At 42.2% G+C, this 13,466-nt stretch carries 13 protein-coding genes; 1 reads left to right on the forward strand and 12 read right to left on the reverse strand.

From position 1 onward, the window contains the following. Positions 1–52 precede the first annotated feature (52 nt). The 10 genes from atpB to PPBDW_RS00420 form a co-directional block, all read right to left on the reverse strand. Entirely contained in the window at positions 53–856 is an 804-nt protein-coding gene (gene atpB / locus PPBDW_RS00375) for a F0F1 ATP synthase subunit A (protein WP_036789095.1), read from the reverse strand. An 8-nt stretch (positions 857–864) separates the two neighbouring features. Continuing rightward, positions 865–1,254: a F0F1 ATP synthase subunit I gene (locus PPBDW_RS00380; RefSeq protein WP_036789097.1), complete on the reverse strand. Its 390-nt coding sequence runs from the start codon at positions 1,252–1,254 to the stop codon at positions 865–867. A 176-nt stretch (positions 1,255–1,430) separates the two neighbouring features. Continuing rightward, positions 1,431–2,330, reverse strand: coding sequence for a ParB/RepB/Spo0J family partition protein (locus PPBDW_RS00385; RefSeq protein WP_036789098.1), 900 nt, complete (start codon positions 2,328–2,330; stop codon positions 1,431–1,433). A 9-nt stretch (positions 2,331–2,339) separates the two neighbouring features. Beyond that, positions 2,340–3,134 (reverse strand): ParA family protein, encoded by a 795-nt coding sequence (locus PPBDW_RS00390; protein WP_036789099.1) that lies wholly within the window; start codon positions 3,132–3,134, stop codon positions 2,340–2,342. A gap of 16 nt (positions 3,135–3,150) precedes the next feature. Beyond that, the gene (gene rsmG / locus PPBDW_RS00395; protein WP_036789100.1) at positions 3,151–3,771 is read right to left on the reverse strand and encodes a 16S rRNA (guanine(527)-N(7))-methyltransferase RsmG; all 621 of its coding nucleotides are present in this window, start codon (positions 3,769–3,771) and stop codon (positions 3,151–3,153) included. Between the two features lie 10 nt (positions 3,772–3,781). Beyond that, positions 3,782–5,671, reverse strand: coding sequence for a tRNA uridine-5-carboxymethylaminomethyl(34) synthesis enzyme MnmG (gene mnmG / locus PPBDW_RS00400; protein WP_036789101.1), 1,890 nt, complete (start codon positions 5,669–5,671; stop codon positions 3,782–3,784). A gap of 426 nt (positions 5,672–6,097) precedes the next feature. Continuing rightward, on the reverse strand, positions 6,098–6,544 hold the full coding sequence (gene mioC, locus PPBDW_RS00405; RefSeq protein ID WP_036789103.1) for an FMN-binding protein MioC: 447 nt from the start codon (positions 6,542–6,544) through the stop codon (positions 6,098–6,100). A 352-nt stretch (positions 6,545–6,896) separates the two neighbouring features. Then, a complete protein-coding gene (locus PPBDW_RS00410; RefSeq protein WP_036789104.1) occupies positions 6,897–7,664 on the reverse strand; it encodes an ABC transporter ATP-binding protein in 768 nt (255 codons plus the stop codon). Next, a complete protein-coding gene (locus tag PPBDW_RS00415; RefSeq protein ID WP_036789106.1) occupies positions 7,661–8,701 on the reverse strand; it encodes a FecCD family ABC transporter permease in 1,041 nt (346 codons plus the stop codon). Before PPBDW_RS00415 ends, PPBDW_RS00410 begins: the two co-directional genes overlap by 4 nt. Then, positions 8,679–9,596 carry an ABC transporter substrate-binding protein gene (locus PPBDW_RS00420; RefSeq protein ID WP_036789108.1) on the reverse strand — a complete coding sequence of 306 codons (918 nt, stop codon included), beginning with the start codon at positions 9,594–9,596 and terminating at the stop codon, positions 8,679–8,681. The genes PPBDW_RS00415 and PPBDW_RS00420 overlap by 23 nt, the downstream gene beginning before the upstream one ends. A 140-nt stretch (positions 9,597–9,736) precedes the next feature. On the opposite strand from PPBDW_RS00420, the gene PPBDW_RS00425 reads away from it, so the two are divergent. Beyond that, positions 9,737–10,279 (forward strand): ATP:cob(I)alamin adenosyltransferase, encoded by a 543-nt coding sequence (locus PPBDW_RS00425; protein WP_036789110.1) that lies wholly within the window; start codon positions 9,737–9,739, stop codon positions 10,277–10,279. Between the two features lie 62 nt (positions 10,280–10,341). Here PPBDW_RS00425 and mnmE read toward each other — a convergent pair whose 3' ends face one another. Then, positions 10,342–11,709, reverse strand: a complete 1,368-nt coding sequence (gene mnmE, locus PPBDW_RS00430) for a tRNA uridine-5-carboxymethylaminomethyl(34) synthesis GTPase MnmE (protein ID WP_036789111.1) — start codon at positions 11,707–11,709, stop codon at positions 10,342–10,344. 115 nt (positions 11,710–11,824) lie between these two features. Further along, positions 11,825–13,465, reverse strand: a complete 1,641-nt coding sequence (yidC, locus tag PPBDW_RS00435) for a membrane protein insertase YidC (RefSeq protein ID WP_036789113.1) — start codon at positions 13,463–13,465, stop codon at positions 11,825–11,827. Between the last annotated feature and the right edge of the window lies 1 nt (position 13,466).

A 13,466-nucleotide genomic window follows, 5' to 3' on the forward strand; every position in this document is an offset into this window, starting at 1 on the left:
TATAGTTGTCGGCTAAAGTGCCAATAAAAAATATAAAATTTACAAATAATCGTTAATGATTGTCTTCATGTGCCTGAGACAGGTACACAATAGTTAACATCATGAATACGAATGCTTGAATTGTAATGACCAGGATGTGGAAAATAGCCCACGGTACCGAGCCTAGCCATTGAGCCCACCACGGCATCAACGCCGCGATAAGAATAAACACCACTTCACCAGCAAACATGTTACCGAATAAACGCATACCTAATGAAATTGGCTTCGCAATTAGCGATACCACTTCAAGAAGCAGGTTAAACGGAATCATAATTGGGTGATTGAACGGGTGAAGAGCCAGTTCTTTAGCAAAGCCGAGCAGACCTTTCACTTTGATGCTGTAGTAAATCATCAATGCGAATACGCCTAACGCCATTGCCATAGTGATGTTAACGTCAGCACTTGGAACCACTTTCAAATAAGGGATCCCAACACTTTGTGCGGCATACGGAAGAAAATCAATTGGCACTAGGTCCATGATGTTCATCAGTAAAATCCAACAGAAAATGGTTAGTGCTAACGGAGCAACAAGTGGATTGCGTCCATGGAAAGTATCTTTAACGTTGGTATCAACGAATTCAACTACCATTTCAACAAAACATTGTAACTTACTTGGTACTCCTGATGACGCCTGTTTTGCTACCTTACGAAATACCCATAAAAAGAATAATCCGGTCAGAACAGAAAAAATAAGGCTGTCGATATTTACCGTCCAGAAACTACCTTCACTCACTAAACCGAGCTTGTCTGTCGACAGGTTAGTTAAGTGGTGGGTTATGTAGCTTGACGGCGTTAGCGCTTCACCTGGCGCAGCCATAACTCATCCTATTTGTTGTTGTTAATGAATAAAACCGGTCCAAAAATATTAATACCAAGAACCAGCAAATAGGTTAGTTGGAGGGGAACAAGTTCCACCCCTTTATACAGGTAAGCTGCGGCAAAAAGGATGACTGTTATGAGGATTTTTAGCACTTCTCCGCCATAGAATGACGCCATGACTAATCGTGCCTTCCTGGCACCACTATACATAAACGCACACATAGCAAATACGGTATTGGCAATTACAAAAATACCGCCACCGATAAGTGCAGAGATTCCCCAGTCAACATTGACAGCGAAGACTGCCGTTAATGCCGTAGCTACTACGACGCCAGATTGTAGTAACAGCAACCGCTTTGCCAACTGGCGTCCCGGTTTCACTAGCGCCGATACCATGTATTCGTTCCTCGAGTCCATTCCACGGCACATGAGTGCAGGGAAATACAGCGAAAATTATACGGCTGAATAGATTGAATGCAATCTTATTGCAGCAAAAAAAACATTTATATTTTACAACAAAATAACCTAACCACCATCGGGTAATTTTTTAATCAAAAATTACCGCGACCAGATCACAGTTCATGGCCTAACATTGCAAGAATTTGCGCTAGTTTATCTTGTTGGTCGAAATTAATAACAATTTTACCTTTACCATTTTTATTTTGATTAATGGCAACTTTGGTACCAAAACGCTCACTCAAACTTAATTGCAATGCGACAGTTTGTGGTTGCGGTACCGACTTCGCTGCTGGCGCTGGTGGATTTAACAGTGTTTTGACTAGCTTTTCAGCCTCGCGCACAGTTAACAACTTATTGATGATGATTTGTGCTGTAGCTAACTGTTGCTGATCATCTAAGGCCAATAAAGCCCTTGCATGACCCATTTCCAACTGTTTTTGTTCAACCAGTTGTTTGACAGAATCAGACAATTGATTTAATCGCAGTAAGTTAGAAACCGCGGCACGAGATTTACCCACAGCGTCAGCAACCTGCTGATGAGTTAATGAAAACTCTTGCTGTAAACGCTCTAAAGCACGTGCTTCTTCAATCGCATTAAGATCTTCGCGTTGAATATTTTCAATCAGTGCAATGGCAACGGTGGTACGATCATCAACATTTTTAATGATACAAGGCACAACCTCTAACCCGGCTTGACGGGCTGCTTGCCAACGACGTTCACCGGCAATAATTTCATAACGTTGATTATCAAGACGACGTACAACAATCGGCTGAATAATACCTTGAGCACGAATTGAGTCCGCTAACTCAGTCAGTGCATCAGCAGCCATTGCTTTACGGGGCTGGTATTGACCAGAAGTAAGTGCTGTAACTGCAATTTGGCGTAGTTCACCATCGATTGCAGCTTGGTGTGCTGCATGTTCATCACTCTGTTGTTTCTTAGCTTGAGCAACATTGCTGGTGGCTAGTAGGGCATCAAGGCCTTTGCCCAAGCCTCGTTTATTGAAATTCATGGAAAACCTTTACGCTTCAACCTGAGTGGCTTGCAGTGCTAATTCATCACGGCGAATCATTTCACCTGCTAGCGCTAAATACGCCTTAGCACCACTGGAATATTTGTCATAATACATTGCTGGGCGACCATGACTTGGCGCTTCAGCAAGGCGTACATTACGTGGAATAACAGTACGATATACTTTATCACCGAAATGCTTTTTAAGTTGCTGTGATACCTCATTAGAAAGTCGATTACGCGGATCAAACATGGTCCGTAACAAACCTTCAATTTTAAGATCACTATTAACCACTGCGGTTAATTTACTGATGGTATCCATCAATGCCGTTAAACCTTCCAGAGCAAAGTATTCACATTGCATTGGTACTAATACCGAGTCTGCAGCAGTCATTGCATTGATAGTTAACAAGTTTAATGATGGTGGACAATCAATAAAAATATAATCGTAATTATCACGCACCGAAGCCAACGCATTACGTAACCGCGTCTCGCGAGCAAACACTTCCATCAGTTTAATTTCAGCAGCGGTAACATCACCATTAGCGGCTATTAAATGATAGCCACCCGTGGTTTCGTTAATAACAACCTGATTAAAAGGAGTTTCATCAACCAAAAGATCATAAGCGGTAGCTTCGACTTGGTATTTGTCGACCCCACTGGCCATGGTAGCGTTGCCTTGAGGATCAAGATCGATCACTAATACTTTACGCTGAGTAGCAGCCAATGAAGCAGCCAGATTGACACACGATGTTGTTTTACCAACACCACCTTTCTGATTTGCAACAGCTATGATTCTTCCCACAAAAAAACCTCAACAATTAATCTTTGGCCGTCAAGACTACTAAATGACGTTCGCCTTCGAGGTCAGGAACGTGCAAAGATTTAACCTCAACGACAGTACACCATTCAGGGAGCTCTGAAGCTTCATCCTGATGGTACTGACCTTTAAGTGCGAAAAATTGACCGCCTTGTTTTGGCAAATGGTGGCACCAATTGACCATGTCTGACATTGAGGCAAAAGCACGGCTTAATACCGCATCAAAACCTTCACCTGGATCAAATTCTTCAACACGACTTTGTACTGCGGTGACATTGGTAATTTTTAGCTCATGGATCACTTGGCGAATAAATCGAATCCGCTTGCCTAAACTATCAAGCAGAGTAAAGGATTTATTCGGGCACATAATGGCTAATGGGATCCCTGGTAATCCAGGCCCAGTACCAACATCAATATAACGTTCACCATCTAGATACTGGCTCACCACAATACTATCCATAATGTGTTTAACTAACATTTCATTAGGATCACGTACTGAAGTCAGATTATACGCTTTATTCCATTTGTGCAGCAGTTGCACATAACCAATCAATTGATCAAGTTGTTGTTCTGTGACCTGTAATTCAGTTTGAGCGATAAGTTGTATTAAACGTTGTTTCATTATCTAGCCCTTATTCGCCTTTTTTAAGCAAGCCGTGTTTTTTCAAATATACCAATAACAATGAAATTGCCGCTGGTGTAATACCTGAAATACGTGATGCCATACCAATCGATTCTGGTTTAACATCATTAAGCTTAATCACTACTTCATTCGATAAGCCTTTAACCAAGCTGTAATCAAGATCAAACGGTAATTTAGTGGTCTCATGACGTAATGATTTTTCTACTTCATCACGTTGACGATCAATATAACCCTGATACTTAATTTGCGTTTCAACTTGCTCACGCGCTTCAATATCTTCATGAGCCGGCGCAAAAGTTTCAATAGTGGTTAATTGCTCATAAGTCACTTCTGGACGACGAAGAAGATCTTCACCATTGGCTTCACGAACGATCGGTGACTTAAGGATCTTATTCAAACTTTCAATATGATCCGAGTTTGGATTAACCCAAATATCTTTCAAACGTTGGCGTTCTTGTTCCATATTTTCTAGTTTTTGATTGAAACGCGCCCAGCGCTCATCATCCACTAAACCAAATTCACGTCCCATTGGGGTTAAACGTAAATCGGCATTATCTTCACGTAACAACAAACGGTATTCTGCACGAGAAGTAAACATACGGTAAGGTTCTTTGGTACCAATGGTTGATAGGTCATCAATCAATACACCCATATAGGCTTGATCACGACGTGGACTCCAACCTTCTTTGTCTTGCGTTTGCAGTGCAGCGTTCATACCTGCCATTAGGCCTTGAGCTGCCGCTTCTTCGTAACCGGTAGTACCGTTAATTTGTCCCGCAAAGAACAGACCATCAATATATTTATTTTCAAAGGTTTGCTTAAGGTCTCGCGGATCAAAGAAATCATACTCAATCGCATAACCTGGACGCATAATCGTTGCGTTTTCAAAGCCTTTCATTGAACGAACAATTTGCATTTGAACATCAAATGGAAGACTGGTAGAAATGCCGTTCGGATAAAGTTCATTGGTTGTTAAGCCTTCAGGCTCAATGAAAATTTGGTGACTATTTTTATCCGCAAAACGCATTACTTTATCTTCAATTGATGGGCAGTAACGCGGGCCAATACCTTCAATCACACCTGCATACATTGGGCTACGATCGAGGTTATTACGAATAACCTCATGGGTACGCTCATTGGTGTAAGTGATAAAACATGGAATTTGACGTGGGTGATCCGATTTCTTACCCATAAACGAAAACGTTGGGGTCGGGTTATCACCGTGCTGGGTTTCAAGCACACTAAAATCGACACTACGGGCATCAATACGTGGTGGAGTACCTGTTTTTAAACGATCCACGCGTAACGGTAGTTCACGTAAACGGTCAGCCAATGCATTTGATGCTGGATCACCAGTACGACCACCGCTGTAATTTTCTAAACCGATATGGATTTTACCACCAAGGAATGTTCCTACGGTTAATACCACAGCCTTGGCATGGAATTTTAATCCCATTTCTGTAACCACGCCTGTTGCGCGATTATTTTCAACAATTAAATCTGTCACAGCTTGTTGGAAAATCATTAAATTTGGCTGATTTTCTAATACGTTACGTACTGCTGCTTTGTAAAGTGCACGGTCAGCTTGTGCACGTGTTGCCCGTACTGCTGGGCCTTTGGAAGAGTTGAGAGTACGGAACTGAATTCCGCCTTTGTCGATGGCACGTGCCATCAAGCCACCAAGGGCATCAACTTCTTTAACCAGGTGTCCTTTCCCGATCCCGCCGATAGCTGGGTTGCACGACATTTGGCCCAACGTATCGATATTATGGGTCAACAGTAAGGTTTTTTGTCCCATTCGGGCAGCTGCCAGTGCCGCTTCTGTACCGGCATGACCGCCACCCACAACGATGACATCAAATTTTTCCTGGTAAAACATGAAACTTCCTCAGGTATTTAAATAGCCAGTGAGTTAACTCGAGCAAAGGGACGACATTCTATCCTGTTTCTTGGCAAGAGAGAATCTTTCATAAAGATCATTTGATCGACGATTTACTCTGTTTAAATATATATAAGATCTTTTTAAAGAGATCTTCTGTTAGATCTACTATTAGGATCCACTGATCGTGTGGATAACCGCTAAATGATCCTTATGATCATGCATTTAAGGAAGATCATTTGCTGTGGAGTAGCTTGGATCTTCCTGATAGTATGCTGGGATCAAAATAGCTACTTATACACAGGGGCTCGTGGCTCTATAAGTTATTAAATGGATAACTATGGGTTGATCACCGTTTAGATCTATAGTTATCCACAGAGAAAAGCATTAAATAGGATTTTTTATTGAGTAACTATTGACCGTTTTTTAATCGTTAAGGTAGTTTTGCCACTCTTCAAACCAGATTTCTGCTGGCTCTTCAGGTACTGGCGTCATTGATACATCAATATCAAGTCGCTCAGCGATTGCTGTTGCACCTAATTGTAGTAATAAAGCCTCAATATTTTTACCTGCCGCACAAAAAGTGTCGTAATTGCTATCTCCAAGGCCAATCACAGCGAACTTGAGCTGTTTAAGCGCTGGTTGTTGTTGCTTGAGGGCATTGGCAAAGGCGATAAAATTATCTGGATAATCACCAGCACCATGAGTAGAACAAATAATCAGCCAAATCGTATCTTGGTTTAGCTGTGATAACGCCGGTTGGTTGACAATATCAGCTTGATGGCCTTGGGCTGTTAATAGTTCAGCTAAATGATCGGCGACATATTCGGCACCACCAAGGGTACTGCCGGTGATCAGAGTAATAGTTGACATAATTATCCTCAGAGTGGGCGTTTCGATGGGATCATCGTATGAAGCGTAAATATCAGGCTGAGATTGTACTGAGATCAAGCCCTATAAAGATAGCTTTTATGGCATAACTGAGCCGTTTTATTCACTGAAAGGCTATTTTTTTTATCCACCAGCGAATAATGGGGGTAAGCGCGGGAAAAAATGTGGGTATTTAAGCCTAAAAGTAAGTAATTATAATGACTAACAAGATCATGATAAGAGAATGACATTACGGATGGTTATTTTTAATGATGATCTTACCCACATGATCCCCTTATTGTTTGCACAAGCTTATGATCATGGTTATTTGTGATCCCAATGCTGATCGCAAAGGTTAAATGATCTGATGTCGTTGCGGTAAAATAAGGAGTTTTTGCGTGTCTGGATGGTGAGTAACACTAACATGGTGATGATAAAGCGCGGTGATTTGTTGCGGAGTTAATACTTTGCTTGGGATATCGAGTGCGATTTGTTGGCCGTGTTCGAGCAATAATAATCGATCACAAAACGTAATCGCAGTGTTGAGGTTATGAATGGCAATTAGTGCACTTTTACCTTGTTGGCAATGATGGCTAAGAATATTTAGTAGTAGTGACTCATGGCCAATATCAAGACTTGCGGTTGGCTCATCAAGTAGCATTATAGCGGCATTTTGAATTAATAAGCGTGCAAAATGAACCCGTTGTTGCTCGCCTCCTGAAAGCTGATTGATTGGTCGATTTAATAATTCATTTATCTGTAACTGATTAATAATATTATTGATTTCTTGTTTTGATACTATGGTTGATTGCTGATGGCCATAATAAATAATGTCTCTAACTAAAAAACCAAAGGCTGGTTCCGTATGTTGGGGTAAATAACTTAAACGTTGAGCCCGTTGTTGATGGCTATAACGATTAAGTGGTTGTTCAAATAAACAGATGCTGCCATGGCTTGGGGTTATATAACCACTGAGACATTTGAGGAGGGTGCTTTTACCGGCACCGTTAGGACCAATAATACCGACTAACTCACCAGGATTAATAGCAAAGTTAATATTCTGCAGTAATGGTTGTGATCCTTGGTGGTAACTTAGTTGGTTGACGACAAGTGGCGGGATCATGATTGTAATCCTTTATATTGGCTGCGTATTAATAGGATAATGAAATAGATCCCACCAATAATAGCGGTGATAATCCCTGTTTTTAATTCATTTGGCGCTATAACTGTGCGGGCAATAAGATCACAGCTTAAAAGGAACATTGCGCCAAATAGGGCTGAAAATGGCAGTAAAATACGATTATTAGGGCCTACTAGTAATCGCGCTAGATGTGGCACGATTAAACCAATAAAGCCAATTGGGCCAGCGACAGCAATTGCCATTGCAGTCAGTAAGGTGGTTAAGAGTAGTAATAATCTGCGGCTGCGGCGAACGTTGATCCCCATTCCATGCGCATTCTGCTCACCGAGGGCGAGTAAATTTAAGGTCTGGCCATGACGCAATAATATCCAAGCTGCGATAATAATTATTGGAGTTGGCCACAATAATTGTTGCCATGTACGCGCGTCTAAGCCACCCATAGTCCAGAATACAAACTCGCTCACTTCATATTGTTGAGCGGTTAATAGTACTCCCATGGTTAGCCCTCCTAACAAGCTTGATACTGCTAGTCCGGCTAAAATAATAAACAATCCATGTTGCTGAGTTTGACGGGCAATTAAATACACGATAGTAGCTGTGGTTAAAGCCCCTGCGGCTGTAACTAGGGGTAATAACGCCGGATTGATCACGGTTAAGCCACTGACAATAGCGACAACTGCAGCAAAACTACTACCAGCACTAATGCCTAGTATATCGGGGCTGGCAAGGGGATTCCTGAACAAGCCTTGGCTACAAGCACCGGCTAATGCTAACGCACTCCCAGCCAATATTGCCGCACAAGCACGCGGTAAACGGATCTGTAATATGATCGCTGAAGCTAATGGGTGTTGCTGTTGTGCTAACGTTTCACCACCGTGGAGGTAACTGACAAACATTGCAAAAATATCATTAATAGGAATGGCGACAGAGCCAAGACTAAGATAAAGCATTAATAACAGTAATAATCCGATTAATGCAGCGATGCCCTGTAGCGGTTTAATGTATTGATGGCTGAGCATGAGGTTGATAAACCTTATGATTAAGGTAGATGATAGCATCGGCAATATATTGGCTATCGGTTGAGCGCAGTGAATGCGGCAAACTAATAACGCGGCGATCACGAATAGCGGTTAAGGTTTGCAGTGCAGGATCATGCAGTAATTGTTGTTTAAAGCCATCACTATCGGCACCAGGAATAATAATAACATCGGGATTAAGGCTTAATAGTTGCTCTTTAGCGATAGGCACTTGGCCGAATTTATCGCCACTGGTATACGCAATTACATTTTTGAGCTGAGCGTGGCTGATAATAGTATTGATGGTGGAGTTATGATTGCTGGATGCGCCCCACGGAGTGTATTCAATAGCGGTTAGCTGTTTCTCTGGAATAATAATTTGCTGCTTAAGTTTCTGTTTCATCGTTGCAACGACTGCGGTAGCAGCTGTGGTTTTATTAACGAGTTTGCCAACTAATAAAATATTTTTTTCGATATTCTGCAGGCTGTAAACCGTTTTAATCACAAACACCTTGATGCCCGCAGCACGTAATTGGGCTATTTTAGGGCCGTCACTCCAACTCGCAACCAATACTAAATCTGGGTGCTCAGCGATAATACGTTCGACATTAAGATCACGTAATGGTAGTGACGCTGGGATTTGATCGGCAATAATAGAATAAGCCTCATCTTTACTTAGTCGGCTTAAACTGGTGATATTTTTTAGTGGTAATAATGCCATTAGTACCTGATCACTAAACATACTTTTAGAATCAACTCGCGTTGGCATTTGGGTTAATGTTACCGCATGCTGGCTGGCATCAATTATAGTGATGGGGTATGAGGTTTCGGCACTCAAGCAGATTGAACTACTGCATAAGCAGCCGATAAAAAATAAATTTTTAAGTAGTCGGTACATAATTTTCCATATGCAGCAGATGGTGAACTTGCATCATCCTTGGCAAGCAAATTTTGCGCACATAGTTAGCGATTTTGGCAGCGCTGTCAATGACAGTCTGCGGTTCGAATTAGTCTTATTTGGTAAGGACGAATAAAGCAATGGTATTAAAGTTTTCTGGCGATATTGACGAGCTCGCTTATCCATTCATTTTTGAAGATTCACCCTTATGTGATTTTGAAATTCTTACCGATGAATTGTGTACTTATATCGGGTTAGCTATTTCACAATTAGACGATGGGGAAGTGCAGCAATCATTAATCTGGTTGCAGCCACGTATTTTTCATTTGAATGGTTCTATTCGAGGTAAATGCGGTATTTTTGAGGCTGATATTAGTCAGCTCAAAGCGGATTACCATTATTTTCGCAGCCAAGTTAGCGATAACAATAAGCGTTTTGTATTACCACGTGGTGTCGGGCCGGTGGTGCAATTACACCAATGCCGTAGTTTAGCGAAGAAAGTTGTGCGGCAATTAGTTAAAGTCGATGCAGCGGGTAAAAAAGTGCCGCCAGCATTACCAAGATTCAGTAATTTGTTGGTGAATTATTTGTTTGCGTTAACGCGGGTACTTAACCAGCAGACGGGGATTGAAGAGCCTGAATATATCAGCATAAATTATCCTAAGCCCGAAGCTAAAAAATAATAAAAAACGTCACATATCAAGAGTATGTGACGTTTTTTAAGTGTTAATAGTAAGGTTAGTGATTACTTACCGATACAGAATGAGGTAAAGATACGCCCCAGTAAATCATCTGATGTAAACTCACCCGTGATCTCACTTAAGTGTTGCTGAGCGAGACGTAGCTCTTCTGCCAGGATTTCACCTGCCATAAACCCTTCTAGCTGTTCTTTACCGATCTCTAAATGTTCTGCTGCACGTTCAAGCGCATCAAGGTGACGACGGCGCGCCATAAAGCCACCCTCGGTCGTACCAGCAAATCCCATACATTGCTTTAGGTGTTCACGTAACTCATCAATACCGTCGCCTGTACGCGCTGAGAGGCGGATTACGGTTGAATTGTTAACGTCACTGATTCCTGTTGCTTCACCGGTCAGTTCAGCTTTATTACGAATAACTGTTAAGCCCATATTCGCTGGTAAGCGTTCAATAAAGTCAGGCCAAATCTCTTTAGGATCGGTGGCATCGGTGGTGGTGCTATCCACCATGAACAACACCCGATCGGCATGTTCAATCTCATCCCATGCGCGTTCAATACCAATGCGTTCTACTTCATCGGTCGCTTCACGTAAACCAGCGGTATCAATAATATGTAATGGCATGCCATCAATGTGAATATGTTCACGTAATACATCACGGGTGGTGCCAGCAATATCAGTCACAATTGCGCTATCTTTACCTGATAAAGCATTTAAGAGGCTTGATTTACCAGCATTAGGACGACCAGCTATCACCACTTTCATGCCTTCACGCATGATAGCGCCTTGATTGGCTTGTTTACGTACGTCTGTCAGACGAGTCATGATGGCATTGAGATCACCACTGACTTTACCATCAGAAAGAAAATCTATTTCTTCTTCAGGGAAATCAATTGCTGCTTCAACAAAAATGCGTAAATGGATTAATGCTTCAACTAACTCATTCACTTTATTTGAGAATACACCTTGCAGTGATTTAAAGGCACTTTTAGCGGCTTCTTCAGAACTAGCATCTATTAAGTCAGCAATGGCTTCTGCTTGGGCTAAATCAAGCTTGTCGTTCATAAACGCACGCTCAGAGAATTCACCTGGGCGCGCTGGACGAATGCCATCAATATTAAGAATGCGACGGATCATCATATCCATCAATACCGGGCCACCGTGACCTTGTAGCTCTAACACATCTTCGCCGGTGAATGAATTCGGGCCTTTAAAAAATAGTGCGATCCCTTGATCGAGCGCGGTACCATCTTCATTTTTAAATGGCAGGTATTCAGCGTAACGGGTTTTTAACTCGCGGCCAGCAACGGCAAGTGCTACTTCTTTCGCTTTAGGACCTGAAACGCGAATGATGCCGACGCCGCCACGGCCCGGTGGTGTTGCTTGCGCAACGATAGTATCGATATGTTGATTCATAACCTTGGCTTTGCTTAAAAATGACTTGATGATTGTAAACCACAGTGAGGGTTTACACCTAATTTGGCCCATAAAAAAGGCGACCCTAAGGTCGCCTTTTATTCACAGCGAGAGCTTATTTAGCTTTACTGTGTAAACCTTTTTTCTCCAACGCGCGGAAAATAATGGTTTGTTGAATCAGAGTAACAATGTTTGATACTAGCCAGTAAAGTACTAGGCCAGATGGGAACCATAGGAAGAAGAAAGTAAACATAACCGGCATAAAGGTCATGATTTTCTGCTGCATTGGATCCGTTACCGTTGATGGGCTGTTCTTTTGGATAAGGAACATTGATACACCCATTAGGACTGGTAGGATGTAGTACGGGTCTTGTGCAGATAGATCCTGAATCCAACCGAAGAATGGCGCATGACGCAATTCAACTGATCCCATTAGTGCCCAGTATAGCGCAATGAAAATTGGCATCTGTAGCATGATAGGTAAACAACCACCCAGTGGGTTTACTTTCTCTTTTTTGTACAGTTCCATCATTTCTTGGCTTTGACGTTGACGGTCATCACCTAAACGCTCACGCATCGCCTGAATCTTAGGCTGTAGCATGCGCATTTTCGCCATTGAGGTGTACTGTGCTTTTGTTAGTGGGTACATAGCACCACGAACAATTAGCGTTAGGATGATGATTGCTACACCCCAGTTACCTACAATACCGTGAATGAAAGAAAGCAATTTATGCAGTGGGCTAGCAATGAACCATAACCAACCGTAATCAACAGTTAGGTTTAGGTTAGTTGCTGTTGCTGCCATTTCTTTTTGCAGCTTAGGACCAAGCCATAGTGTTGCTTTGATTTCTTTAGTTTGACCAGGAGCAACTGTTTCTAGCGGCATACGTACGCCGATGTAACCTACACCATTGTTATCGCTGCTGTAGACTTGAGATGTCTGATCTTTGCCATCACGAGGGATCCATGCTGATACGAAGTAGTTCTCCATAATCGCAACCCAGCCGTCATTCGCTGACTGGTTAAGATTTTTCTCTTTGATGTCATCAAAACTGTATTTTTTGTACTTAGTATCATTAGCTGAGTATGCCGCACCGTTGTAGGTGTGCATTGCCATGCCTTGAATACCGCCGCCACTTTTGCTTTCTAGGCGGTGACGTAGCTGAGCGTACATTTGTACTGTCGCTGGCTTGTCAGTTTTGTTGTCGACTGTGTAATCAACATTAACCGCATAATCGTTGCGTTTGAAAACGAATGTTTTGATGTAGCTAATGCCATCTTTCGTAAATGTCATTGGTACACGTAGTTCGTTTTGATCGGGTGCCATCACAAAGCTTTTCGCAGCAACAGTGTATTGTGCGCGGCCGTGTGTTGGTGAATCTGAACCGTTAGTTCCAATTAAGCCTGACTGCGCAATATAATCACGGCCATCAGTATCACTTAATAAAACAAACGGGTCTTTAGAACCGAGGGTGTTGTCGTATTTGAGTAGTTTGGCATTGATAACATCACCACCAAGCGTGTCGACTGTTAATTCCAGCACATCCGTTTTAATGGTAATTAAGTTAGTTGAAGTTTTCTGGTCAGTCAGCGGCTGACTATCACTTGAATGTGATGGAATACCACTATTGTTATTGACTTGCTGCGCTACATCCGGCTTCGTTGGTTGCTGGTTTTTGTCGCCATGCCATTGCTGAAATAGCAAGAATGAGACAAACAGTAGGGCAATTAACAGAATATTACGTTGGGAACCCATG

The sequence above is a fragment of the Photobacterium kishitanii genome (assembly GCF_000613045.3).
GTDB classification, from domain to species: domain Bacteria; phylum Pseudomonadota; class Gammaproteobacteria; order Enterobacterales; family Vibrionaceae; genus Photobacterium; species Photobacterium kishitanii.